The sequence below is a fragment of the Amycolatopsis sp. NPDC049688 genome (assembly GCF_040674975.1).
Taxonomy (GTDB): domain Bacteria; phylum Actinomycetota; class Actinomycetes; order Mycobacteriales; family Pseudonocardiaceae; genus Amycolatopsis.
Map to the genome: position 1 here is coordinate 463,023 of NZ_JBFANY010000003.1, position 25,602 is coordinate 488,624.

Sequence of the window (25,602 nt, forward strand, 5' to 3'; positions counted from 1 at the left end):
GTCTGGTGCAGCTGCATCAGACGATGAGGCCCTCCCGGCGGGCCACCGCGACGGCTTCGAGCTTCGACCGCGCCCCGAGCTTTTCCAGCACCCGCTGGACGTGGTTGCGCGTGGTGTTGCGGGAAACGCCCAGCCGGCGGCCGATCTCGTCGGTGGTCGCGCCCTCGGCGAGCAGGTCGAGGGTTTCGCGCTCCCGCGCGGTCAGCGCCGCACCCCCGCCCGGCGCCCGGCCGGTGAGCCGGTCGAAAACGCCGGGCAGCAGCTCCGGGTCGAAGACCACGCCACCGGCGGCGACGTCCCGCACGGCGGACTCCAGCACGCCGAGCTGGGAGGACTTGAGCAGCAGGCCGGCCCCGCCCGCCTTGGCCACCTGCACGGCGACCGCCGGGGTCGCGTCCCCGGTCAGCACCAGCACCCGCGCCCCGTCCGAGCCGAGTTCCGCGACGACGCCGAGCGCGTCGCCGTCGGCGAGCCGCCGGTCCAGCACCACGACGTCCGGGCGGTGCTCGCGCGCGTCGGCGACGGCCTCCGCCCGGGATCGCGACCGGCCGACCACGGTGATCCCGTCGGCCCGGTCGAGGGCCAGCTGCAGCGCCTCGGCGACCATGTCGTGGTCCTCCACGAGCAGGACCCGGACGGGACGGGGTTCATCGGCGCTGCTCACGGTGTTCCCTCACTCCGGCGGTGGCTGCCCGCCCATCCTAGGCGCCCGGGCCCCGTCCGTCCTCCGGGCGAAGCATCACCAGGCCGGGGAACTCGGCCGCAGCAGCCCTTCGGGTCCGGTGACCGGCAGCCAGTCGACGAGGTCCTCGTGGTGGCCCGGCGCCCGGAGCACCGGCGGGCGGAACGAGCCAGCCGGCGGTCCGGTGACCCGCAGCACCTCCAGGAACCGGACGACCGCGCGCGGTGCCGGCAGGACTTCCGGGCCGCCGAGGTAGGCGAGCAGCTTCGCCGCTCCCCCGCCCGCGGGTTCGACCACCGCCGACCAGCCGTGCACCTCGTCCCAGATCAGCGCCAGATCGTGCCCCGGCAGGTCCGGGAGCGTGCGGTCGAGGGCCACGTACCCGGAGGCCGGGACGTCGAGGTCGATCGAACACGACTCGAAGCCGACGCCGGCCGCCCTCGCGACGCGGCCGAGGTAGGCACGCAGTCCCCGGGCGAAGTGGTATTCGATGTCCCGGCCGAAGCCGATGAGTGTGTTCATGGTTCCGCCTCCCGCACCCGCTGCACGGCAGGAGTACCCGATCAGGGCGACGATCACACTTTCGTGGCTATTCCTCGATAGCGCCGCCCACGGCCCGCAGATGCGCGCGGAAAGTCAAGCCCGGATTCGTTTCCCGCGCCGCCAGGAATTCACCGAATCGCACCTGACGGCGCAACGGTTCGCCGCCGCGGATCCGGTCGGCCTGCCGGCGTTCGGTGTCGCGGATCCCTTCCGCGAGCGTGAACAATTCACCCGCCCGGGCGAGCGGGACGAAGAGGACGCCGTCGTCGTCGCCCAGCACGAGGTCCGACGGGCCGATGCGCCAGGTGCCGACGACCGCTTCGGCCAGGCCGCCGTCGACGCGCGGGCCCAGGCTGAGCGGCCCGGTGGGCAGCGAACCCAGGCTGAACACCGGCAGCCCGATGGCCCGGATGTCCGCGGTGTCGCGGTGCAGGCCCCAGATCACCACCCCGGCGACCCCGGCGGCGCGCGCCTCGAGGACCACGAGGTCGCCGACGCAGCTTTCGTCGAGCCGGCCGCCGTTGTCCACGACGAGCACCCCGCCCTCGGGGGCGGTCTCGAACGCCTCCAGGAAGACGTCGACGCTGCCGACGTGCCGGGCCGGGACCGCCGGGCCGAACAGGCGGGTGCCGGGCACCACCGCGCGTGTCCCCGCCGGGGCGCAGCGCACCGGGAGCCCGGCCCGGATGCAGGCGTCGGCCAGGTGGGCAGTGGTCAGCGTCGCGAAACGCGGCCTGAGTGCTTCATGCTCCATGCGCCGAATCTAGCCAGCGGTCTCGGTTTCCAGCCACGCCAGGTATTCCGCGCTGCCGCCGACGATCGGGGTGGCGATCACCTCCGGCAGGTCGTAGCCGTGCAGCTGCCGCAGGCGTTCGGTCAGCGCGGCCACCCGGCCGGCGGTCGTCTTGATCTCCACCCGCCACTCCTGGTCCGTCTGCACCGCGCCCTCCCACCGGTAGACGCTGGTGATCGGGCCGACGACCTGGGCGCAGGCCCCCAGCCGGGCTTCGACCGCCTGCGCGGCCAGCTCCCGCGCCGCCGCTTCCGAGTCCGTCGTGGACGTCACGATCACGTGTTCTGCCGCCATGGCGCGAGGTTACCGGCGCGGAGTTTCACGCGGAGTTCGAGACAGCGCAACCCTTCGGCGGCCAGGATGGGTGCGCCCGTTCCCCGAAGTGAGGATCCGAGGATGACCCGCTTGCCCGCGCTGGCCGTCTCCGCACTGGTGACCGCCGCGGTCCTGACCCCCGCCACGGCGCACGCCGCGAGCCCGCCGTTCACCGCGTCGGTGTTCCGCGCCACGCACAACAGTTACTCGGGGAACGTCGACGGGGCGAAGAACTCCCTCGCCTACCAGCTCGACCACGGCGTGCGGTTCCTGGAACTCGATGTTCACGACAACGGCTACGCCACTTCGCACGACTACGCCGTCGGGCACGACTCGCCCGGCAACCTCGTGGACCACAGCGGCGGCAACCCGGCGTCGAACAACCTCCGCGACTGGCTGGCGGTGGTGAACACCTGGTCGGCGCAGCACCCGGCCGCCGCCCCGGTCGTCGTCATGCTGGACCTGAAGGACGACCTGACCGACAACCCGTCCTTCGCCGCGGGCAACCTGACCGCGCTGAACCAGGAGCTGGAGTCGGTGTTCGGCGGCCGGCTGCTGCGGGCGCAGGACTACCCGGCGGCGCCGGACGTCGACGCGCTGCGCGGGCGCGTGCTGCCGCTGCTGTCCGGCGACGGCGGGTCGCGCACCGAATACAAGCGGGACGTCGGCTACCACCCCGCGGTCGCGCTGAACGGCCGCGGCCAGGTCGTCGAGGTGCACGACTCCGGGGCCGGCGCGCTCTGGTACTGGACGGGAACCTACGGCGCCGACGGCCGGGTCACCTGGCTGCGGCACGGCCGGTACGACAGCGGGCAGACACCGGCCGTCGCGCTCAACGACAACGGCGACCTGGTCGAGGTCCACCAGTCGCAGGGCGCGTCCACCCTCTGGTACCACGTCGGCAAGCTCGGCGCGGACGGCGAGATCACCTGGCAGGCCAGCCACCAGTACGACAACGGCGTGCTGCCGACGGTCGCCTTCACCGACGCGGCGCACCTGCGGGAAATCCACAAGAGCCAGAACAACAGCCAGAACTGGGACTGGGACGGCGTGCTCGCGGGCACCACGGTGTCGTGGACGGGCAACGCCAAGACCTCGGACGCGCGGTTCGCCAAGGCGACGTCGGCCGCCGCCGGCCGCACGGTGTCCGTGTGGACGGGAGCGGACGGCCCGACCTCCGCGCAGACGCTGCGCGCGGACACCGACCGGGTCGCCGGCGACCGGATCCGCTACCGCCAGGTCGCCTTCGACGAGTTCCAGCAGGGCGACAGCGCCGAGCTCCAGCAGGGCGCGCTGTTCTACGGGGCGCCCGCGACGGAGTCGGCGTTCATCACCGCGGCCCGCCAGGCGGGGCGCCTGGTCCGCGGCTGGGACTTCGATTCGGCGAGCGAGGCGACGACCCCCTTGGCGAACTACCCGGCGACGAACCACCCGTACGACGCTTGGTACCAGACGCTGCTGACGCAGAACGGCGCCGTCGAGTAGCGGGCGCCCCGGAATTGTCGGTGCCCTCCGGTAGCGTGGAAAACGGGGGGCGCCCCCGCGGCGGGGAAAAACTGCGCGTTCGAGCCGGCCGCCGCCGGTGCGTCGTCCAGCCCCTTGACGCCCCGCGGCTGACGGTGGCTGTCAGTGCTTCGCCAGGGACCGGTAAGCGGCCCTGGCGAAGCTCGGCGGCATGAAGAACCGCACCGTCCTCATCTCCGGCGCCGGCATCGCCGGCCCCGCGCTCGCCTGCCTGCTCACCCGCTCCGGCCACACCGTCACCGTCGTCGAACGCGCCCCCGCGCTGCGGGCCGGCGGGCAGGCCGTCGACTTCAAGGGCGCCACCCACCGGACCGTCCTCGACCGGATGGGCGTCCTCGGCGAGGTCCTTCGCCGGCAGACGGGCGGGCACGACCAGACGATCGTCGACGCGACCGGGAAACCGCAGGCCGTGATCCCCGGCGAATTCACCGGCGGCGACATCGAAATCCGCCGCGGCGACCTGTCGGAAATCCTCTGCGCCCACGCGGACTGCGAATATCTCTTCGGCGACACCATCACGACCCTGACCGAAACCGGCGGCGGCGTCGACGTCACCTTCGCCCACGCGGCACCTCGCCGATTCGACCTGGTCGTGGGCGCCGACGGCATCCACTCGAACGTCCGGCGGCTGGCCTTCGGCCCGGAGCGCGACCACGTGCAGTACCTCGGCTACCACTACGCGCTCGCCGAACTCGGCGACGACCTCGGCGGCGAGGCCGAGATGTACAACGAACCGGGCCGGATGGCCGCCGTCGGCGGGCCGAAGGCGCCGGCGTTCTTCGTCTTCGCCTCACCCGAGCTCGACTACGACCGCACCGACACCGGCAAGCAGCGGCAGCTGCTGATGGACGCCTACCAGGGCGCCGGCTGGCGGGTGCCGGAGCTGATGGCCCGGATCCCACAGGCCCGCGAGTTCTACCTGGACACCCTCAGCCGCGTCACGATCGACCGCTACTCCCGCGGCCGGGTCGTCCTGCTCGGCGACGCCGCCTACGGCAACACCCTCGGCGGCTTCGGGACCGGCTTGGCCGTTGTCGGCGCGTACGTGCTCGCGGGCGAGCTCCGCGCCGCCGACGGCGACCACCGGGTCGCGTTCGCCCGCTACGAGGAGCTGATGCGGGGCTACGCGAAGGTCTCGCAGCGCGGCAGCGCGGGCCCGTTCCTCGCGCCGCCGTCACCGCTGCGGATCAAGCTGCGGGACTGGACGTTCAAGTCCCGCTTCCTGCTCGGCCTGCTGCTCAAGGCGACCGACAGGTTCGCCACGGACATCGACCTGCCGGACTACCCCTCGGGGTCGTAGGCCAGGTTCGGCCGCAGCCACTGCTCGACCTCGGCGACCTCCACGCCCTTGCGGCGGGCGTAGTCCTCGACCTGGTCGCGGCCGAGCCTCCCGACGGTGAAGTAGCGGGAATCCGGGTGGGCGAAGATCAGCCCGGACACGCTCGCCGCCGGCGTCATCGCGTACGACTCGGTCAGGTCCATGCCCAGCTCGCCGGCTTCCAGCAGCTCGAACAGCTCGCGCTTCTGGCTGTGGTCGGGGCTGGCCGGGTAGCCGAGCGCCGGGCGGATGCCGCGGAACCGCTCCGCGTGCAGGTCCGCCAGCTTCGGCTGCGCGTCCGGCTCGAACCAGTCGCGGCGGGCCCGCAGGTGGATGTGCTCGGCGAACGCCTCCGCGAGCCGGTCGGCCAGCGCCTTGACCATGATCGCGCGGTAGTCGTCCTGCTCGGCCTCGTAGCGCGCGGCCAGCGTCTCGGCGCCGTGGATGGCGACCGCGAAGCCGCCGAGGTGGTCGCCGATCGGCGCGATGTAGTCGGCCAGGCAGCGGTTCGCGCGGTCCTCCGGCTTGGCCGTCTGCTGCCGCAGCATCGGGAACTTGACGTGCGCGTAGTCGCCTTCGAGCAGGATGTCGTCGCCTTCGCTGTGCGCCGGCCAGAACGCGTACGCGCCCTTCGCGGTGAAGCTGCCGTCGGCGATGATCTGGTCGAGCAGCGTGTTCGCGTCGTCGAACAGCTCGCGGGCGACCGGCTGCTCCAGGATGGCCGGGTACTTGCCCTTGAGCTCCCAGGCCAGGAACAGGAACTGCCAGTCGATCATCTCGCGCAGCTCGGCGATGCCCGGCTCGACCACGCGCAGGCCGGTGAACGCCGGGGTCGGCAGGCCGTCGAAGGCCACCTTCTCGGGGTTCGCGCGGGCCTGGGCGAGGCTGAGCATCGGGCGGCGCTGCTTGCTCGCGTGCTGCTCGCGCAGCACCTCCTGATCGGCCCGGTTCTTCTCGGCCAGCACGATCGAGCGGTCCGGGTCGAGCAGGTCGGAGACGACGCCGACCACGCGCGAGGCGTCCAGGACGTGCACGGTCGCGTTGTCGTAGGCCGGCGCGATCTTGACCGCGGTGTGCTGCTTGGACGTCGTCGCGCCGCCGATGAGCAGCGGCATCTTCAGCCCGCGCCGCTGCATCTCGGTCGCGACCGCGACCATCTCGTCCAGCGACGGCGTGATCAGCCCGGACAGCCCGACCGCGTCGGCGCCCTCGGTGACCGCCGTGTCGAGGATCTTGCCCGCCGGCACCATCACGCCGAGGTCGATGACCTCGTAGTTGTTGCAGCCGAGGACGACACCGACGATGTTCTTGCCGATGTCGTGTACGTCACCCTTCACCGTGGCCAGCACGATCTTGCCCTGGCCGCCGGCCGAGGTGAGCCGGCCCTCCTGGCGCGCCTTCTCCTTCTCCGCCTCCATGAACGGCTCGAGGTAGGCGACCGACCGCTTCATCACGCGCGCGCTCTTGACCACCTGCGGCAGGAACATCTTTCCGGAGCCGAACAGGTCGCCGACGACCTTCATGCCGTCCATCAGCGGGCCCTCGATGACGTCGAGGGGCCGCGCCATCTGCTGCCGCGCCTCTTCGGTGTCGTCCTCGATGTAGTCGACGATGCCGTGGACCAGCGCGTGGGACAGCCGTTCGCCGACCGTGCCTTCGCGCCACGAGAGGTCGACGACGCGCTTGGTGCCGCTGCCCTTGACGTTCTCGGCGAAGCTCACCAGCCGGTCGGTGGCGTCTTCGCGGCGGTCGAAGAGCACGTCCTCGACCAGTTCGAGCAGGTCCTTCGGGATGTCCTCGTAGACCGCGAGCTGGCCGGCGTTGACGATGCCCATGTCCAGCCCGGCCTTGACCGCGTGGAAGAGGAACGCCGAGTGCATCGCCTCGCGCACCACGTCGTTGCCGCGGAAGGAGAACGAGAGGTTCGAGATGCCGCCGCTGGTGCGCGCGCCGGGGCAGCGCTCCTTGATCCGCGGCAGGGCCTCGATGAACGCCTTCGCGTAGCCGTTGTGCTCGGCGATGCCGGTGGCGACGGCGAGGACGTTCGGGTCGAAGATGATGTCCTCGCCCGCGAAGCCCGCCTGCTGCGTGAGCAGGTCGTACGCGCGGGCGCAGATCTCGACCTTGCGGTCGGCGGTGTCGGCCTGGCCCTGCTCGTCGAAGGCCATCACGACGACGCCGGCGCCGTAGTCGCGGATGGTGCGGGCCTGGGCGAGGAACGGCTCCTCGCCCTCCTTCAGGCTGATCGAGTTGACCACGCCCTTGCCCTGCAGGCAGCGCAGGCCGGCTTCCAGCACGCTCCACTTGGAGCTGTCGACCATCACCGGGATCCGGGCCACCTCGGGCTCGGTGGCGATGAGGTTGAGGAACGTCGTCATCGCCTGCTCGGATTCGAGCAGGTCGGCGTCCATGTTGACGTCGAGCAGGTTCGCGCCGCCGCGGACCTGCTCCAGGGCGACGTCGACCGCGCCCTGGTGGTCGCCGGATTCGATCAGCCGCCGGAACCGCTTGGAGCCGGTGACGTTGGTGCGCTCGCCGATCATCACGAACCCGGTGTCGGCGCCGATGCCGAACGGCTCGAGGCCGCTGAAGCGCATGTGGGTGCGCGGCGCGGGCACTTCACGCGGCGTGACACCCTTCGCGGCTTCGGCGATCTTCGCGATGTGCGCCGGGCTGGTGCCGCAGCAGCCGCCGACCAGGTTGACCAGGCCCTCCCGGACGAACCCGCCGACCAGCCCGGCGGTCTGCTCGGGCGTCTCGTCGTAGCCGCCGAACGCGTTCGGCAGGCCGGCGTTGGGGTGGCAGGCGACGTAGGCGTCGGCGATCCGCGCGAGCTCCTCGACGTGCGGGCGCATCTCTTGCGCCCCCAGCGAGCAGTTCACGCCGACGACCAGCGGTTTCGCGTGCTCGATCGAGCTCCAGAACGCCTCGACGGTCTGCCCGGACAGCGTCCGGCCGCTCAGGTCGACGATCGTGACGGAGATCCACAGCGGCAGGTGCGGGGCGACCTCGCGGGCGGCGGCGATCGCGGCCTTGCAGTTCAGCGTGTCGAAGATCGTCTCGATCAGCAGCAGGTCGACGCCGCCTTCGGCGAGCCCGGCGATCTGCTCGGCGTACGCGGCCTTGACCTGCTGGAACGTGACGGCCCGGTACGCCGGGTCCTCGACCTTGGGCGACAGGCTGAGCGTGACGTTCAGCGGCCCGATCGACCCGGCGACGAACCGGCCGCCTGCCTCGTCGGCGGCCTGGCGGGCGATCTGCGCGCCGCGGACGTTCATCTCGTGGACGTGGTCCTGCAGGCCGTAGTCGGCCTGGCCGATGCTGGTGGCGGTGAAGGTGTTCGTCGTGGTGATGTCCGCGCCCGCGGCCAGGTACTGGCGGTGGACGTCGAGGATGACGTCCGGGCGGGTGAGGTTGAGCAGGTCCGGGTCGCCGGTGACGTCGTGGGTGTGCTCGCCGAAGCGGTCGCCGCGGTAGTCGGCCGGGGTCAGCCCGGCGCCCTGCAGCATGGTGCCCCAGGCACCGTCGAGCACGGCGACCCGCTGGGCGAGCAGCTCACGCAACCTAGCTTCGGGGGTGTTCACCGGCAGCCTCCCTCGGTCGGGAGGCGCCCTTGGGTGGTCAGTCCCGGCCGAGCGTGGCGGACCCGGTGGTCCGTTGCAGCGCCTCTCGGCCTGTGGTCCACGGTATCGGAACCGGGCCCGGGCCCGCCATCCCGCCTCGCCGGAGCGTCCACGGACTGGGACACCGTCTGTCCACAATGGATCACCCGAGCCACCCTGCCTCCGCGTCACGATCGTTTCGAATCCGTCCACCATGCCGCGGCAGGCGGCGGCGCTCTGCTTCCAGCCTGCGCACGTGGAGCTGCATCGAGTGTCGTTCGAGCGACGCTCGACGTTACTCTCCGCAGTCAGCGGTGGCGGGGTGCAGCGACCCACGGGCCCATCGCACGCGTTTTCCGGCACTGGGTTTTCCGGCGCCACGTCGTCGGCACCGGACATCCCGGATGCCGTACAGCTGGAGGCGCTCGGCCACGCAAATCACATCCGTCGATGAGGGGATCTCATGTCGCATTTGGGTAAGTTGTCAGGTGTCGTCGCGGGCGTGATCGCTCTGATCGACATCTCCGTCACCCCGGCCTCGGCGACGACCGAGAACTGGGAATGGTGCCAAGGCAACGAAATCTGCCTCTACGACGGCGCCAACGGCACGAACCACCTCGTGACCTACGCGGATCCCACGTGCAACCACTTGATCAATTTCGGACTCTCGGGCTACGGGGACCGGACGACATCCGTGTGGAACACCACCGGGCACCCGCTCCGCCTGTACAACTGGCTGGCCAACATCAAGGAGTTCTCCCTGATCCAGGGCATCGGCGCGGGCGTGCAGATGACGCTCAACCCGACCGTGGACAACATCGCGGACGCCGTCGAGATGGCCTGCTGACACCCCCTGCCAAGTCCGGGCGGCCGATGCGACGGCCGCCCGGACGGCCCGGGTTGAAAACTGAAACACGTTCTAATACGCTCCCGGCGTGGACTACGGAATCGTGCTGTTCACCAGCGACCGGGGCATCACCCCGGCTTCCGCGGCGCGCGCCGCCGAGGCGGCGGGGTTCGCGACCTTCTACGTCCCCGAGCACACCCACATCCCGGTCAAGCGCGAGTCGCCGCACCCGCGCACCGGCGACGCGTCCCTGCCCGACGACCGCTACAGCCGGACACTGGACCCCTGGGTCGCGCTGGCGACCGCAGCCGCGGTCACCGAGCGGATCCGGCTCTCCACCGCCGTGGCGCTGCCCGTCGAGAGCGATCCGATCACGCTCGCCAAGACGATCGCGAGCCTCGACCACCTCTCCGGGGGCCGGGTCACGCTCGGGACCGGCTTCGGGTGGAACGTCGACGAACTGAACGACCACGGGGTGCCCGGGAACCGGCGCCGCACCGCGCTGCGCGAGTACCTCGAGGCGATGAATGCCCTGTGGACCGAGGAAGAGGCTTCCTACGCCGGGGAATTCGTCTCCTTCGGGCCCAGCTGGGCGTGGCCGAAGCCGGTGCAGGCACACATCCCGGTGCTGCTCGGGGCCGGTCCCACCGAAAAGACGTTCCGCTGGATCGCGCGCCACGCCGACGGCTGGATCACCACGCCGGCCGACACCGATCTCGACGGGCACGTGGCCCTGCTGAAGGAAATCTGGCACGCCGAAGGCCGCGTGGGGGCTCCGCAGATCTGCGCCCTCGGCGAGCGGCCGGACCCGGAACGCCTGGCGCACCTGGATTCCCTGGGCGTGACCGAGACGATCTTCGGCCTTCCCGACCGCGAGCCGGCCGAGGTCGAAGCGTGGATCGGGCGGCTGGCCGGCAAGCTCACCCTCGTGCCCGCACGCTGAAAACCGGCGGGACACGGACGAATCCGTGCCCCGCCGGCGATCGACCCCCCGGGGTCAGCTCTTGGCCGCGACACCCTGCCGCGCGCGCAGGTCGAGCTCGATCTGCTCCAGCGTGCGGCCCTTGGTCTCCGGGACCAGCCACTTGGTCAGCACGAACAGCACCACGTTCACCCCGGCGAACAGGAACATCGAGCCACCGATGCCGAGGGACTTCGGGTCGGAGATGATCGGGAACACCGCGCTCACGATGCCCGTCGCCGCCCACAGGACGACGCTGCTGACGCCCATCCCGGTCGCCCGGTACTTCAGCGGGAACACCTCGGACATCATCACCCACACCACCGCGCCCCAGCCGAGCTCGTAGCCCACCAGGTACAGCACCATCATGACCAGCATCAGGATGCCGCGCGTGCCGGTGTCGTGGACGTTCAGCACCACCAGCCCGGCCGCCACCAGCGTGAGCACCATGATGACGTTGCCGATGAGCAGCAGCGGCTTGCGGCCCCAGCGGTCCACCACGAACACGACCCACGCGGTGAACAGGAACTTCGTGACCCCCAGCAGCACACCGGAAAGCAGCGCGGCCTGCGTGGCGAAGCCGAGACCGATCAGCATCGTCGGGAAGTACGCGTTGATGGCGTTGACCCCGCTGAACTGCTGGCCGATCGCGAGCAGCAGCGCCACCACGAGCATCGGCCGCACGAAGCCGGAGAACAGGTCGCGGATCCGCGGCTTCTCCTCGGTGTCCAGCCGGATCACCTCGTGGATCGTGGCGATCTCCTCGTCGAGGTTCACGGTGTTGCCGTGCGCGCTCGCCAGCACCCGCCGGGCCTCGTCCTCCTGGCCGTTCTTCACCAGCCACCGCGGCGTCTCCGGCAGGAACACCAGCCCGACGAGCAGGATCACCGCCGGCACGATCGCGCCGGCGAACATCCACCGCCACGCCGAGATCGGGCCGAGCCAGTAGCTCACCAGGAACGCGATCAGGATGCCCAGCACGATGAAGATCTGGTTGAGCGCACCCATCGCGCCCCGCAACCGGGCCGGCGCCAGTTCGGACAGGTAGGTCGGGACGGTCGACGACGAAAGGCCGATCCCCAGGCCGATCACCAGGCGGGAAAGCACCAGCAGCACGAACGTCGGCGAGAAGCTCGCCGCCAGCGTGCCGACGATGACGATGCCCGCGGCGACCATGATCGTGCGGCGGCGGCCGAGCGCTTCGTTGGTACGGCTGGAGAACAGCGCGCCGACGATCGCGCCGACCGACAGGCTGGCGGTGATCACGCCCTTGTCCCAGCTGGTCAGCGCCCAGAGTTTCCCGATGAACGGGAGCACCCCGGAGATCACGCCCAGGTCGTAACCGAAGAGGATGCCGCCGAGGGCGCCGAAGAAGTACAACGTGGTCCGGCTGATGTGCCGTGCCGGTGCTGTCTGCGTCATTGCCGGGTCGCCTCTTTCGTAGGTCCAGTCCAGCCAGCGGCCACCACACTCACACGCCGGAAAATGGCGGGCAAGAAGATCGGTGGTAACAATTCAGACACCTGATCGACGTTCACGTATGTGATTCCGACAAACCCGGCACCGCCTGAACCGAATTCCATTGTGGACAGTCCAGACCACCGAAATCGTCGAAACTTTACAACGCTCGGAACGCTGGTTTACCTTCCCTCTGGAAGCGCTCCCAGAATGTGGAGGCAGAGGTGCACACCGTCGTGCAGAGAACTGATTCCCCGTCCAGGTCCCGGTCAGCGAGACGGCTTCTCGGCTCCGCGCTCGCCGTGCTGCTGCCCGCCGCGCTCGCGGTCACCGTCGGCGCGCCGGCCTCCCCGGCGGCTCCGGCCGCGGCCGCCACGACGTGGCGCAACGCGGAGATCGCCGGCGGCGGCTTCGTCCCCGGGATCGTCTTCAACCAGACCGAACCCGGGCTGGTCTACGCCCGCACGGACATCGGCGGCGCGTACCGGTGGAACACCGCCACCGGACGCTGGCTCCCGCTGCTGGACTCGGTCGGCTGGACCGACTGGGGCCACAACGGCGTCGTCAGCCTGGCCACCGACGCGATCGACCCGAACCGCGTCTACGTCGCGGCCGGGATGTACACCAACAGCTGGGACCCGAACAACGGCGCCATCCTGCGGTCGGCCGACCGCGGGGCCACCTGGCAGGCGGCCGCGCTGCCGTTCAAGCTCGGCGGCAACATGCCCGGCCGCGGCATGGGCGAGCGGCTCGCGATCGACCCGAACCGCAACAGCGTCCTCTACCTCGGCGCCCCCAGCGGCAACGGGCTGTGGCGCAGCACGGATTCCGGCGTCACGTGGGCGAAGGTGACCGCCTTCCCCAACCCCGGCAACTACGTCGCCGACCCGAACGACACGACGGGCTACTCCAGCGACAACCAGGGCGTCACGTGGGTGACGTTCGACCCGTCGACCGGCACCCGCGGCAGCACCACGCAGACGATCTACGTCGGCGTCGCGGACAAGCAGAACACCGTCTACCGCAGCACCGACGGCGGCACGACGTGGGCGCGGCTGGCCGGCCAGCCCACCGGGTACCTGGCGCACAAGGGCGTCGTCGATCCGGTGGGCGGTTACCTCTACCTGGCGACCAGCGACACCGGCGGCCCGTACGACGGTGCGAAGGGCGACGTCTGGAAGTACGCCACGAAGACCGGTACCTGGACGCGGATCAGCCCGATCCCCTCCGACAGCAGCGACGACTACTTCGGCTACAGCGGCCTGACGATCGACCGGCAGCACCCCAATACGCTGATGGTCGCGACGCAGGTGTCGTGGTGGCCGGACGTCATCTTCTTCCGCAGCACCGACGGCGGCGCCACCTGGACCCGGATCTGGGACTTCGCCGGCTACCCCGACCGGTCGCTGCGCTACACCCAGGACATCTCCTCGGTGCCGTGGCTGACCTTCGGCGCCCAGCCCGCTCCCCCGGTGCCGTCGCCGAAGCTGGGCTGGATGACGGAGTCGGTGGAGATCGACCCGTTCGACTCGAACCACCTGCTCTACGGCACCGGCGCGACGATCTACGGCACGTCCGACCTCACGAAGTGGGACAGCGGCGGGAAGATCACGATCAAGCCGGTCGTCGGCGGCCTCGAGGAGACCGCGGTGCTCGACCTGATCAGCCCGCCGTCGGGCGCTCCCCTGCTGTCCGGGCTCGGCGACATCGGCGGGTTCCGGCACGACAGCCTCGACGCGGTGCCGGCCACCATGTACACGCAGCCGGTGTTCACCACGACCACCAGCCTGGACTACGCCGAGCTGAACCCGGCGACCATCGTGCGCGTGGGCACGCTGGACCGCTCGGCCCGGCCGAACGACAACCGGATCGCCTTCTCCACCGACGGCGGGAAGAACTGGTTCCAGGGTGCCGAGCCGGGCGGGAACGCGGCCGGCGGCACGGTGGCCGCGGCCGCCGACGGCAGCCGCTTCGTCTGGAGCCCCGACGGCGCGAACGTCAGCTACTCGGTGGGCTTCGGCTCGTCGTGGACGGCGTCCACCGGCATCCCGGCCGGCGCGGTGGTCGAGTCCGACCGCGTCGACCCGAAGCGGTTCTACGGGTTCGCCAACGGCAGGTTCTACCTCAGCACCGACGGCGGCGCGACGTTCACCGCGACCGCGGCCACCGGGCTGCCGTCCGGCTCCGCGCATTTCAAGGCGCTGCCGGGGGTGACCGGGGACATCTGGCTGGCCGGCGGCTCCGGCACGGCGTACGGCCTCTGGCACTCCACCGATTCCGGAGCGTCGTTCACGAAACTGGCGAACGTCGCCGAAGCCGACAACGTCGGGTTCGGCAAGGCCGCCACCGGCCGGACGTACCCGGCGTTGTACACCATCGCGAAGATCGGCGGGGTGCGCGGGATCTTCCGGTCGGACGACGCCGGGAGCTCGTGGACGCGGATCAACGACGACCAGCACCAGTACGGCAACATCGGGGCCGCCTTGACCGGGGATCCGCGGGTGTACGGCCGGGTCTACGTGGGCACCAACGGCCGGGGCGTGATCGTGGGCGAGTCCGGCGGCAGCCAGCCGCCCCCGACGACGACCACCCCGACCACCCCTAACACACCGACGACGACCACCACTCCCACGACGACCACCACGCCGGTGCCCTCGGGGTCCTGCACGGCCGCCTACACGGTCACCAACCAGTGGCAGGGCGGGTTCCAGGCTTCGGTGAAGCTGGGCAACACCGGGACCACCGCGGTGACCGGCTGGACGGCGACGTGGACGTTCGCCGACGGCCAGAAGGTGACGCAGGGGTGGAACGCGCAGGTCACCCAGACCGGGGCGGCGGTGACGGCCCTGGACGCGGGCTGGAACCGGACCATCCCCGCCGGCGGGAGCGCCGAGTTCGGCTTCACCGGGAGTTCGGGGATGGTGAACTCCCGGCCGGGCTCGATCTCGCTCAACGGGCGGGCCTGCACGACGTCCTGACGCACGTCCGGAACGGCTCAGCCGGCCCCGGTCCCCGGGTGAGCCGTTCCGGACCCGGGCGGGAAGGAGGTTTCAACCCACCCCCAGGCGGTTGAAACCCCCTCCCCGCGCCCCCAGTCCGGGAGCCCGGCCCGAGCAGCCGCAGCCTGCTCGGGCGATGTCCCGGTAACCACCACTCTCCCTGGTGCCGCCGGTAGCCGCCATTCCTGCCCAAAGGGGACTTTTTCGCCCGCCCACACCCCACCTGAACTGCGGAAACCCCATCCGGGGGTGCCGAAAATACCCATCGGGGCGGGCAAAACTTACCCGGCGGACAGCGGCGCTCAGGCGATCTCCAGCACGACCTTCCCGATGTGGGTCCCGGACTCCAGGTGCTTGACGGCGTCGTCGACCTCGTCGAAGCCGAACCGGCGGTCGATGACCGGCTTCAGGCCGGTCCGTTCGACGGCCCGGTTCATCGCCTGGAACGTCTCGCGGGAGGCGTTGGTGAGCCCGCGCAGCGTCAGCTGCTTGACCAGCACCAGGATCGGATCGGCGCCGCCCTCGTGGGTCAGCACGCCGGCCACGGTGACGTGCCCGCCGTACCGGGCGGCGAGCATCGACTGGCCGATCGTGCCACCGCCGCCCACGTCGACGACGTGGTCCACGCCGCCGCCGGTCAGCTCCGCCACGGCCGCGCCCCACTCCGGGGTGGTCTCGTGGTTGAGCGTCTCGGCGGCCCCCAGCTCGCGCAGCCGCGCCAGTTTGGCGTCCGAGCTCGACGTCGCGACGACGTGGGCGCCGCCGAGCGCGGCGAACTGCAGTGCGAAGGTCGACAGACCGCCACTGCCCAGGGTGAGGACGGTCTGGCCGGGCGTCAGGCGGCCTTCCTCGACGACGGCCCGCCACGCCGTCACGCCGGCGCTGGGCAGCGTGGCGGCCTCGGCGTAGTCGAGGTGCGCGGGCACGGCGACCAGGGCGTCCTCGGCGAACACGGCGTACTCCGCGAGCACGCCGTCGAGCGTGCCGCCCAGGTCGTCCGCGGTCTTCTCCGGCGTGCCCGGCCCGGACAGCCAGTACGGGAAGTACGTCGCCGCGACCCGGTCGCCCGCGGTCCAGGTGCGCACCCCGTCGCCGACCGCGACGACCTCGCCCGCGCCGTCGGACAGCGGGATCACGTCCGGCTTCACCGGCTTCGGGTAGAACCCCTTGAGGATCATCAGGTCGCGGGCGTTGAGCGCCCAGCCGCGCAACCGGACGAGGACCTGCCCGGGGCCGGGTTCGGGGACGTCACGCTCGCCCAGGACGAGCCCGGCGCCGGGACGGGGCAGGGAAAAGTACTTCACAGCGGCTCCAAGGGATGCGGGAACTCCTCAACGAGCCCAGTGTGTCGAAGTCGCGAGCTCCCCGTCGACGATCGCCAGGAGTTCCGGGGTCAGTTCGCCGAGCGAAGCGGCGAAGTGCCGGACACCGCAGGAAACCATGAACTCCCGCTGCCGCGCGTGGGCGGGGCTCGACGGGAAGCCGACGAACCCGGCGCCGTGCGCGCGGGCGTCCTCGGCGACCCGGCTGACGTCGTCGACGAACACGATCTCGTCGAAGCCGACGCCGAACACGGTCCGGGCGATGTGGTCGACACCCGGCCGGTGCTCGTTGATGCTCACGTACGGCACCTCGGGGTCGAGCAGGTCCACGTAGTCGCCGAGGTAGTGGTCGAAGGTGTGCTCGCGGGTCCGCCCGCCGTAGCAGACCAGGCGCACCGGGAGCTTCGCCAACGCCTCCAGGCAGTCCCGCGCGCCTTCGGCGACCCGGATCGGGTGCTCGGCGAGGTATTCCTGCCGTGCCGCCCACAGCTGCTTCAGCGTCTCCTCGGCCGGCTGGTCCAGGCCGCACAGGGCGGTGATCTTCTCCGCGACGACGATGTCGCGCAGGCCGATCACGTCCCGCTCGGCCGCGGCGTCGTACACCCCGCCGTGCTCGGCGACGAACCGCGCGATCATGGCCAGGTAGGTGTCGTCGATGAGCACGCCGTCGCAGTCGAGCGCGACCACGCGCAGTTTCTCCAGCCGGGTCACCGCTGTGCGAACACTTCCCGTGCGGCCGCGATGGCGTTGAGCGCGGCCGGGAAGCCGCAGTAGAACGCCAGGTGCAGCACGGTTTCCACGACTTCCTGCTCGGTGCCGCCGACGTTGAGCAGGCCGTGGATGTGCACCTTCAGCTGCGGCAGCGCGGTGCCCAGCGCGACGCACGCGGCGATCGTGACGATCTCGCGGTGGCGCAGGCTCAGGTGCGGCCGGGTGTAGACCTCGCCGAAGGTGAATTCGATGATGTAGGTGGCCAGGTCCGGGGCGATGTCCGCCAGTGCCGCGGCGACCTTCTCCCCCGCCTCGCCGTCGACGGCCCGCATCGCGGCCAGGCCGCGCTGGTAGCGGTCCTCGATGCCGGCCCACGGCACGTCTTCCGGCGTCTCCGCCGCCGGCTCGTCCTCCGGCAGGCCCTCGAAGGCGGCCTTGAGGGCGGTCAGCGCGTTCAAGGTGGCTGGGAAGCCGGCGAACGAGCTGACGTGGATGACCGCTTCGACCAGCTGGCGGCGGGTGCAGCCGACGTTGAGCGCGGCCTTGGCGTGGAACTGCAGCTGCGAGCCCGCGTAGCCGAGCGCGGTGAGCGCGGCGACCGTCGCCAGCTGCCGCTCCGGCAGCGGCAGCCCGGGCCGGTGGTAGACGTCGCCGTAGATGAACCCGACGCACTGCTCGCCGAACTCGGCCTCCCCGATGCTCGCGAACAGGTCGAGCACGGCGGGGCGTTCCACGCCGCCGAGCTGCTGGATCAGTTTCAGGCCCTGGGCGAAGGACGCGGAGCGGTTCTGCTCCTGGACGTCGGACATCGTGCGGTGGTTTCCCTTCGGTGTGGGGGGATCCGGCTCAGCCGAGGTAGGCGCGGGTGGCCTGGTCGGCCTTGCGCCGTTCGAGGGCGTCGATGCGTCTCTGCGCGATCATCGAGTACTCGATGCCCGCGGTGGCCACGGTGCGGCCCTGCTGGCGCACCGCCGTGGAGGCGCGGAACTTCAGGTTGGTGTCGCGGCCGAGGTCGGACTCGACGATCAGCGACTCGACCGTGGCCGGCAGCGGGAACAGGAAGTCTTGGAAGGACAGGTCGATCCGCTGCCACACCCCGGTGTAGGCGGCCGAGGCCAGTGCGGGGCGGACGGCGGTCTCGAACTGGGCGATGCAGATCTGCCGCATCGCCTCGACGATGACGATGCCCTGCACGTGCTCGCCGGTGTGGTGGTCGAGGACCAGTTCGTTGTCGCGGTGGATCCGCAGCTCGGCCCGGCACTGCTCGGGCACCGGGCTGTGCACGCCGGCCAGCAGGACGTTCTCCGGCCGGTCCTTGTGGACGACCGCCGGCCGTTCGGGCGGCCGCCGGAACGCCTGCGGGTCCGCCAGGCACACGGCGCCTTCGGTCTTGTCGCAGGCGGCCTCCAGCAGGTCGCCGTCGGTGCCGTCGATGCCCTGGCCCAGGTGGACGACCCAGTGGCAGCCCGACGCCTGCAGCGCCCCCGAGTCGAGCAGGCCGAGCAGGCCCGACAGGGTGAGCACGCGGTCCCCGCGGGCGAACCGCGCGAAGCGGTCGGCGACCACCACCACGTCCCGCCGGGTGTGGCCGGCGGGTTCCGGGATCTCCTTTCGCGGGCTGTGCGGGCACGAGACATCGTCGGGTGCCACGTGGGCAGCCTCCGTCCGGGTCGGGTGGGGCGATCGTTTTCGGGGGTTCCGGGTGGCGAAGCCCCCGGCCTGGGGCGAAGCCCCGGTTGTCACAGCTTCTCGGGGGTTCCGGGTGGCGAAGCCCCCGGCCTGGGGCGAAGCCCCGGTTGTCACAGCTTCTCGGGGGTTCCGGGTGGCGAAGCCCCCGGCTCGGGGCGAAGCCCCGGTGGTCACAGTCACGGCCGCGCCGAGGACTGGGCGTCCAGGAGGGCCTCGGCGAGGGTGCGGGCCGTCGAGGCCGAGCGCCAGCGCGGTGCGGACAGTTCGGTGGCCATCAGCTTCAGCATGGCGTGCACCATGTCCGGCTGTTTGCCCACCCCCGCGTCCAGGAGGGGTTCGACCTGCGCGGCGGCGGCGTCGAGATCGTCGAGCCGCAGGTGCGCGCGGCCCATGTCGATCCGGATCATCGGGTCCATCGCTTCCCAGCGGTTCTCCAGCGGCAGCTTCTCGAAGGCCTCGCGGGCGGTGGTGAACTCGCGCAGCGCGGCGGACGCCTGGCCGACCGACAGCAGCGAGTTGCCGGCCACGTAGTGCCGCCGGTCCTTCGTGATGTTGAAGAACCGGTCTTCGCCGCCGGCACCGAGGTCCGGGTTCTCGATGGACGACCAGCGCGCGATCGCGTCCAGCACCTGCTGCTCGGCCTGCACCGACGACCAGCCGCGCGCCTCGGCGAGGATCAGCGGCGCGTCCGTGAGCCGGCCGCCGACGTGGTAGTTGAGCCCGTCGGCGGCGAGCTTCGCCGACTCGATGCCGTTGCCGGCCCAGAACGCGACGCGCGCCTGGGAGGTGCGCACCCAGCGCCGGGCGAGGAAGTCGTCGGCGTACTGGGTGTAGAGCCAGGCCGCGGAGTTGAGTTGGCGCGAGAGCCGGTACCGGCCGAGGTCGCCCGCGATCCACGCCATCATCGCGCTCGATTTCGCCCCGATGAGCAGGAGTTCCTGGGTCTGCTTCGGCCTCTGACGGCCCTTCAGCAGCGCCGATGTCCGCTCCTCGATCACGGCGATCTGGCCGAGGATGGAGTCGGGGGCGGTCCGGGTGTAGGCGCCGCCGAGGAAGTCGAGGTCGGACCACAGGTCGTCGATCTGGACGTCGTCCACGTTCGTCTTCGTGAGCAGGATGGCGTCGTCGAGGGCGCCCGTCCCGATCTCCTCGTCGGGCCGGGCTTCGGCGCGCGTGAGGATCCGCGCGGGCGGTGGCTCGGGCTCGGCCGCCACGACGGCCGCGGGCTCCGCCTCGGCGTGGTACTCGGCGAGGTCCTTGGCCGGCAGCTGCTCGAGGTCGCGCAGCCCAAGCAGGCACTTCCAGCCGGTGCCGTAGACCTGCGCCAGCACGCGCAGCGCGGCGACGGTGGGCCGGACGCCGCGGTCGGGCCACTGCTCGTACTCCCAGATCCGCGTGCCGCGCATCCCCGCGCGGGGGTCGCCGGTGACGGCGTTGTACTGGTGCGCGGCGACGTCCAGCGAGAGCTCGGACGCCAGCCGCCACGCGGTGCGCGGCGGGATCCGGCACTCGACGATCAGGTTGTGCGCCACCCGGGCCGGGATCGCCGCTTCGGGGAAGCCCAAGGCGACCAGGCGTTCGCGCAGTTGTGCACGGTACGGCTTACTCCCTGGTTTGGCCTGTCGACTCATCGTTCATCCAGCGGTTTCCGGAGTACGGGTGCACCCCGACGACAGTACCGCAGCGTGACGGCAGGAGCCCAGGACGTCACGGGTGGGAACCGTGGAGTTTCCCGAGAGGTTGAGGAGGCAACAAGAATCCGACTGAGAGCGCTCCCAATACGAGGGGCCGCAGCGCTCCGGACGTGATCATGGGCAGGATTTCCGGAAACCACTCCAACGGCGGTGTCCGGTGCCGTCGGCCGGTGGCACAGCGCTACCGCGGATCGGGCCTACGCCACAACGGATTCGGCCGTTCAGGAGTGTTCAGTGGACACTCCGCCCGGCCCGGTTCCGGAAAACGGACCACCGGATGGCGCCGCGTCCGGGTCGCGCTTTACAAGAGCGACACACGGGGGTTACCTTCACCGCGGCTGGAAGCGCTCCCATGCCAGGTCGCCTCGCCAGAACGCGGCCACCACCCAGGGGCGCCGTGGTGCAGGCCACGGCGCCCCTGTCCGCGTCCCGGGAGGACCCGATGAACAGGTTCGCCGGCGCCCTCGCCGCGCTCTGCCTCGCCGCGGCGGGGACCACCGCGGTCGTCGTGGCCGGGCCGGCCGCCGCCGCGCCCGCGTGCTCGGTCGCCTACCGCGTCAACCAGTGGCAGACCGGCTACACCGCCGACATCGCGGTGACCAACGGCGCCACCGCGCTCTCCTCCTGGACGCTCACCTGGCACTACACCGGGAACCAGTCCGTGACGGTGGCGTGGAACGCCACCGTCCGGCAGTCCGGCACCGCGGTCACCGCCGAGAGCCTGTCGTACAACGGCTCGGTGCCGGCCGGCGGCTCGGTTTCCTTCGGCCTGCAGGGCACCTACAGCGGGACGAACGACACGCCCACGGACTTCGCCCTGAACGGCGTCTCGTGCGGCGACCCCGCTCCCCCGACATCGACCACGCCGACCACGCCCACGACGACCACCACCACCCCGACCACGACGACGTCCGGGCCACCGCCCGCCGGCTGCGCGGCCGCGACGATCTGCGACGACTTCGAGCAGCAGACCGGCGGCACCCCGGGCGGCCGCTGGACCGTCGGCGCGGCCAACTGCACCGGCACCGGCACGGTCGCCGTCGACGGCACGGTCGCGCACTCGGGCAGCCGTTCGGTCAAGGTGACCGGCCAGGGCGGCTACTGCAACCACGCCTTCCTCGGCACCAGCCTGTCCGGCCTCGGCTCGGGCAAGCTGTTCGGCCGGTTCTGGGTGCGGCACACCACCGCGCTGCCCACCGGCCACGTCGCGTTCATGGCCCTGCGCGACACCGCCGACGGCGGCCGCGACCTGCGCGCCGGCGGCCAGAACCGGGCGCTGCAGTGGAACCGCGAGTCCGACGACGCGACACTGCCCGCGCAGAGCCCGGCCGGGGTCGCCCAGAGCGTCCCGCTGGCCACCGGCACCTGGTCCTGCTTCGAGTTCGAGGTCGACGGCGCCGCCGGTCAGCTGCGGACCTGGCTGAACTCGGCCGAGGTGCCCGGCCTGGTCGTCGACGGCGTCCCGACCGCCGACATCGACCAGCAGTGGCTCGCCCGGGCCTGGCACCCGGCGCTCACCGACCTGCGGCTCGGCTGGGAGAGCTACGCCGGCGACGCCGACACGCTGTGGTTCGACGACGTCGCCGTCGGCTCCTCGCGGATCGGCTGCTGAGCCGGCGGCTACCCGCGGACGATCCGGTCGATCTCCGCCAGCTCGTCGTCGGTGAACTCGAGGTTCGCGGTGGCCGCGACGGTGTTCTCGAGCTGGGCGACGCTGCTGGCCCCGATCAGCGCGGAGGTGACGCGGCCGCCGCGCAGCACCCAGGCGATGGCCAGCTGCGCCAGCGTCTGCCCGCGCCGCTTGGCCACGTCGTTCAGCGCGCGGACGGTGGTCAGCGTGTCCTCGGTGAGGCGGTCGCGGGTGAGGAACGGGCTGGCGCCGGCCGCCCGCGAGCCGGCGGGGACGCCGTCGAGGTAGCGGTCGGTCAGCAGGCCCTGGCTCAGCGGCGAGTACGCGATCGAGCCGACGCCGTGCTCGTCGAGGGTGTCGAGGAGGCCGTCCTCGACCCACCGGTTGAGGATCGAGTAGGACGGCTGGTGGATCAGCAGCGGCGTGCCGAGCTCCGCCAGCGCGGCCAGCGCGGCCGTCGTCTGCTCCGGCGAGTAGTTGGAGATGCCCGCGTACAGCGCCTTGCCCGAGCGGACGGCGGTGTCGAGCGCCCCCATCGTCTCTTCGATCGGCGTCTCGGGGTCCGGGCGGTGGGAGTAGAAGACGTCGAAGTGGTCCAGGCCGGTCCGGGTGAGGCTCTGGTCCAGGCTGGCCAGCAGGTTCTTGCGCGAGCCCCACTCGCCGTACGGGCCGTCCCACATCAGGTAGCCGGCCTTGGACGACACCAGGATCTCGTCGCGGTAGGGGCGGAAGTCGGCGGCGAAGTGGCGCCCGAAGTTCGCCTCGGCCGCGCCGGGCGGCGGGCCGTAGTTGTTGGCCAGGTCGAAGTGCGTCACCCCGAGGTCGAACGCGCGGCGCAGCACCGCGCGCTGGACGTCGAGGGGCTTGTCGTCCCCGAAGTTGTGCCACAGGCCGAGGGACACGGCGGGCAGCTTCAGCCCGCTGCGCCCGGCCCGCCGGTACGGCATGCCCGCGTACCGGTCCGCGGCCGCGACGAAAGGCGACATGGTTCTCCTTGCCGAGAAGGGACGACTCGCGCAGTCTATCGGCGGGGCCGGAGCGCGCCCGCGAACGACGCCGCGGCCGGCAGGGCGGGCAGCAGCGTCGCCTGGTAGGCGTGGTAGACGTCCGGCTTGCCGGCCCACACCGACGCGGCGGGCCGGTTCTCCGGGTCGAGTTCGTGGTGCCAGGACCCGAGTTCGCCGTCGACGAAGCAGGTTTCGGCGTGCTCGCACCACTCCCGGAACCGGGCGAGGTACGCCGGATCACCGGTTTCCTGGTGCAGGGTCCACGCGGCGGCGATCGCCTCGGCCACCACCCAGTGCAGCCGGGTGCGCACGACCGGCGTCCCGGCGAAGTCGGTGGTGTAGACGAAGCCCGGCCGCCCGTCGGCGGCCCAGCCGTACCGGGCCGCCGTCTCGAACAGGGCGGCGGCGTCGGTCCGCAGCCACGCCGGGGCGCCGTCGCCGAGCGCGCGTCCGAGGTGGACGGCCAGCCGCGCCCACTCGAAGAGGTGCCCGATCGTCGCACCGAACGGGCGGAACCGGTCGGCGGGGTCGTCGCGGTTGAAGTCCGGGCGCACGCGCCACCCGGCGTCGTAGTGCTCCGGGAGCAGCCACCCGTGCGCGCGGGCTTCGCCGTGCACCAAGTGCTCCACAATGGACAGTGCGCGGGCGGTCCACACCGCGTCCCCGGTGACGTCGGCGGCGGCCAGGAACGCCTCGACGGTGTGCATGTTGGCGTTCGCGCCGCGGTAGTCCTCCCGCTGCGTCCACCCGCGGTCCCAGACGTCGGCGACGCGGCCGGGGCCCGGCTCCCAGAAGCGGCGTTCGACGACCTCCAGGGCCTCGGCGAGCAGCGCTTCCGCGCCGCCGGCGCCGGCAGCGGCCGCGCTCGCGGCGGCCAGCACGACGAAGGCGTGCTCGTAAGCCCGCTTCTCGGTCACCGCCGTCGAGGCGTACCAGCCGCCGTGCTCCGGGTCCCGCAGCAGGCCCGTCAACGCGTCGACGCCGTGGGCGACCAGCTCGCCGGTGCCGGCCCCCTGCAGGGACGCGAGCGCGAAGACGTGCGTCATCCGGCAGGTGATCCAGGTCTCGACCGGCCGCCCGGGCACCGGGCGCCCGGCGTCGTCGAGCCAGGCGAACCCGCCGCCGGGGTGCACCGCGCCGCGGGCGAACCCGAGGAGCCGGGCGGGTTCGGCACGCACCCAGGCGGGAACCGATGACGGACTGTCCACTCTCTGCCTTTCGCCACGGCCGGCCCGGTTCGCCCGCCCTGCGCCAAGGTAGGCCAAGGCGGCCGCCCCGGTCACCGCGGGCTGTTCCGGAAGTGACCGCCGCCGCGTATCCTGATCGTGAGAGCGCTCCCAGTCTTCGACGCACGCTACCCAATGAAGGGACTGACGTGACCAGGAGACGAAGTACGATCCTCGCCGCCGTCACCGTGCTGCTGGCGAGCCTGACCGCCATCCTGCTCAACACCGGCACGGCCGAGGCGCACGGCGCGATGATGAAACCGAGCAGCCGGACCTTCCTGTGCTGGCAGGACGGCCTCAGCTCGACCGGCGAGATCAAGCCCATCAACCCGGCCTGCGCGGCCGCGGTGGCCGTCAGCGGCGCCAACTCGCTGTACAACTGGTTCGGCGTGCTGCGGTCCGACGGCGCCGGGCGCACGCGCGGGTTCATCCCGGACGGGAAGCTGTGCTCGGGCGGGAACCCGAACTACGCGGGCTTCGACGGCGTCGGCGCGTGGCCGCTGACCCACCTCACCGCCGGCGCCCAGTTCGACTTCTCCTACAACGCGTGGGCCGCCCACCCGGGCTGGTTCTACACGTACGTGACGAAGGACGGCTGGAACCCGAACCAGCCGCTGACCTGGGACTCGCTGGAGGACCAGCCGTTCCTGACGGTCGACCACCCGCCGGTGACCGGCCAGGTCGGCACGGTGGAGGGCCAGTACAAGTGGAGCGGCGCGCTGCCGTCGAACAAGTCCGGCCGGCACATCATCTACTCGGTGTGGAAGCGCTCGGACAGCGCCGAGACGTTCTACGGCTGCTCGGACGTCGTGTTCGACGGCGGGCACGGCGAGGTCACCGGCGTGAAGGACCAGGGCGGCGGCCCGACCACCACCCCGACGACGCCGACCGGCCCCACCACCACCCCGACCACGCCCACCACCCCCACCACGCCGACGACCCCGACCACGCCGACCACCCCGACGAACCCGCCGGGCTCGTGCATGGCGATGTTCGAGATCACCAACCCCTGGAGCGGCGGTTACCAGGCCACGGTGACCGTGATGAACCACGGCACCTCGGCGTACTCGCACTGGCAGGTGGGCTGGACGCTGCCCGCCGGCCAGACGGTCGCCTCGGTGTGGAACGGCACGCTGAGCCAGTCCGGCTCGGCGGTGACGGTCCGCAACGCCGACTGGAACGGCGCGATCCCCGCCGACGGCCAGACCACCTTCGGGCTGGTGGTCAACACGACCGGCGGTGCCGCCGCGCCCTCGCCGACCTGCCAGGGCAGCTGATCGT

Annotated in this window: 20 protein-coding genes and 1 riboswitch; of the genes, 7 read left to right on the forward strand and 13 right to left on the reverse strand. The window is 71.5% G+C overall.

What is annotated here, in order from left to right; genetic code table 11:
• Positions 1-16: 16 nt before the first annotated feature.
• The 4 genes from AB0J55_RS13155 to cutA all read right to left on the reverse strand — a co-directional run bounded on the left by AB0J55_RS13155 (position 17) and on the right by cutA (position 2,312).
• Positions 17-664: a response regulator transcription factor gene (locus tag AB0J55_RS13155; RefSeq protein ID WP_364247048.1), complete on the reverse strand. Its 648-nt coding sequence runs from the start codon at positions 662-664 to the stop codon at positions 17-19.
• Positions 665-739: 75 nt separating this feature from the next.
• Complete coding sequence (locus AB0J55_RS13160) at positions 740-1,204, reverse strand: DUF6292 family protein (RefSeq protein WP_364247051.1); 465 nt, start codon at positions 1,202-1,204, stop codon at positions 740-742.
• 67 nt (positions 1,205-1,271) lie between these two features.
• The gene (locus AB0J55_RS13165) at positions 1,272-1,979 is read right to left on the reverse strand and encodes an RraA family protein (RefSeq protein ID WP_364247054.1); all 708 of its coding nucleotides are present in this window, start codon (positions 1,977-1,979) and stop codon (positions 1,272-1,274) included.
• A gap of 9 nt (positions 1,980-1,988) precedes the next feature.
• Positions 1,989-2,312: a divalent-cation tolerance protein CutA gene (gene cutA / locus AB0J55_RS13170; RefSeq protein ID WP_364247057.1), complete on the reverse strand. Its 324-nt coding sequence runs from the start codon at positions 2,310-2,312 to the stop codon at positions 1,989-1,991.
• Between the two features lie 102 nt (positions 2,313-2,414).
• On the opposite strand from cutA, the gene AB0J55_RS13175 reads away from it, so the two are divergent.
• Together AB0J55_RS13175 and AB0J55_RS13180 are read left to right on the forward strand one after the other, a co-directional pair.
• Positions 2,415-3,818, forward strand: coding sequence for a hypothetical protein (locus AB0J55_RS13175; RefSeq protein WP_364247060.1), 1,404 nt, complete (start codon positions 2,415-2,417; stop codon positions 3,816-3,818).
• Positions 3,819-4,008: 190 nt separating this feature from the next.
• Complete coding sequence (locus AB0J55_RS13180) at positions 4,009-5,157, forward strand: FAD-dependent monooxygenase (RefSeq protein ID WP_364247062.1); 1,149 nt, start codon at positions 4,009-4,011, stop codon at positions 5,155-5,157.
• Here AB0J55_RS13180 and metH read toward each other — a convergent pair.
• The gene (metH, locus tag AB0J55_RS13185) at positions 5,139-8,759 is read right to left on the reverse strand and encodes a methionine synthase (protein WP_364247064.1); all 3,621 of its coding nucleotides are present in this window, start codon (positions 8,757-8,759) and stop codon (positions 5,139-5,141) included. The genes AB0J55_RS13180 and metH overlap by 19 nt on opposite strands.
• 14 nt (positions 8,760-8,773) lie before the next feature.
• Positions 8,774-8,852, reverse strand: a riboswitch (S-adenosyl-L-homocysteine riboswitch).
• A gap of 427 nt (positions 8,853-9,279) precedes the next feature.
• Between metH and AB0J55_RS13190 the strand changes: the two genes are divergently transcribed.
• Both AB0J55_RS13190 and AB0J55_RS13195 read left to right on the forward strand, forming a co-directional pair.
• On the forward strand, positions 9,280-9,624 hold the full coding sequence (locus AB0J55_RS13190) for a peptidase inhibitor family I36 protein (protein ID WP_364247067.1): 345 nt from the start codon (positions 9,280-9,282) through the stop codon (positions 9,622-9,624).
• Positions 9,625-9,712: 88 nt separating this feature from the next.
• The gene (locus AB0J55_RS13195; protein ID WP_364247070.1) at positions 9,713-10,567 is read left to right on the forward strand and encodes a TIGR03619 family F420-dependent LLM class oxidoreductase; all 855 of its coding nucleotides are present in this window, start codon (positions 9,713-9,715) and stop codon (positions 10,565-10,567) included.
• Positions 10,568-10,621: 54 nt separating this feature from the next.
• Here the strand turns inward: AB0J55_RS13195 and AB0J55_RS13200 are convergent, their stop codons facing one another.
• On the reverse strand, positions 10,622-12,007 hold the full coding sequence (locus AB0J55_RS13200) for a sugar porter family MFS transporter (protein ID WP_364247073.1): 1,386 nt from the start codon (positions 12,005-12,007) through the stop codon (positions 10,622-10,624).
• Positions 12,008-12,267: 260 nt separating this feature from the next.
• Here AB0J55_RS13200 and AB0J55_RS13205 point away from each other — a divergent pair, with 260 nt between their 5' ends.
• Entirely contained in the window at positions 12,268-15,021 is a 2,754-nt protein-coding gene (locus tag AB0J55_RS13205; protein WP_364247075.1) for a cellulose binding domain-containing protein, read from the forward strand.
• A gap of 323 nt (positions 15,022-15,344) precedes the next feature.
• Here AB0J55_RS13205 and AB0J55_RS13210 read toward each other — a convergent pair whose 3' ends face one another.
• From AB0J55_RS13210 to AB0J55_RS13230, 5 genes are all read right to left on the reverse strand, one after another.
• Positions 15,345-16,346: an NAD(P)-dependent alcohol dehydrogenase gene (locus AB0J55_RS13210; RefSeq protein WP_364247078.1), complete on the reverse strand. Its 1,002-nt coding sequence runs from the start codon at positions 16,344-16,346 to the stop codon at positions 15,345-15,347.
• Positions 16,347-16,373: 27 nt separating this feature from the next.
• The gene (locus tag AB0J55_RS13215) at positions 16,374-17,075 is read right to left on the reverse strand and encodes an HAD family hydrolase (protein WP_364247081.1); all 702 of its coding nucleotides are present in this window, start codon (positions 17,073-17,075) and stop codon (positions 16,374-16,376) included.
• Positions 17,072-17,884, reverse strand: coding sequence for a carboxymuconolactone decarboxylase family protein (locus AB0J55_RS13220; RefSeq protein WP_364247084.1), 813 nt, complete (start codon positions 17,882-17,884; stop codon positions 17,072-17,074). Before AB0J55_RS13220 ends, AB0J55_RS13215 begins: the two co-directional genes overlap by 4 nt.
• A gap of 37 nt (positions 17,885-17,921) precedes the next feature.
• Positions 17,922-18,725, reverse strand: coding sequence for an AfsA-related hotdog domain-containing protein (locus tag AB0J55_RS13225; protein WP_364247086.1), 804 nt, complete (start codon positions 18,723-18,725; stop codon positions 17,922-17,924).
• A 215-nt stretch (positions 18,726-18,940) separates the two neighbouring features.
• Complete coding sequence (locus tag AB0J55_RS13230; protein WP_364247089.1) at positions 18,941-20,395, reverse strand: hypothetical protein; 1,455 nt, start codon at positions 20,393-20,395, stop codon at positions 18,941-18,943.
• A 505-nt stretch (positions 20,396-20,900) separates the two neighbouring features.
• On the opposite strand from AB0J55_RS13230, the gene AB0J55_RS13235 reads away from it, so the two are divergent.
• Entirely contained in the window at positions 20,901-22,070 is a 1,170-nt protein-coding gene (locus tag AB0J55_RS13235; RefSeq protein ID WP_364247092.1) for a cellulose-binding domain-containing protein, read from the forward strand.
• An 8-nt stretch (positions 22,071-22,078) separates the two neighbouring features.
• On the opposite strand, the gene mgrA is transcribed toward AB0J55_RS13235, so the two are convergent.
• Both mgrA and AB0J55_RS13245 read right to left on the reverse strand, forming a co-directional pair.
• Complete coding sequence (gene mgrA / locus AB0J55_RS13240; protein WP_364247095.1) at positions 22,079-23,074, reverse strand: L-glyceraldehyde 3-phosphate reductase; 996 nt, start codon at positions 23,072-23,074, stop codon at positions 22,079-22,081.
• 35 nt (positions 23,075-23,109) lie between these two features.
• Positions 23,110-24,303, reverse strand: a complete 1,194-nt coding sequence (locus AB0J55_RS13245; protein ID WP_364247098.1) for an AGE family epimerase/isomerase — start codon at positions 24,301-24,303, stop codon at positions 23,110-23,112.
• Between the two features lie 167 nt (positions 24,304-24,470).
• Between AB0J55_RS13245 and AB0J55_RS13250 the strand changes: the two genes are divergently transcribed.
• Positions 24,471-25,598, forward strand: a complete 1,128-nt coding sequence (locus tag AB0J55_RS13250) for a lytic polysaccharide monooxygenase (RefSeq protein ID WP_364247101.1) — start codon at positions 24,471-24,473, stop codon at positions 25,596-25,598.
• The last annotated feature ends 4 nt before the right edge of the window (positions 25,599-25,602 follow it).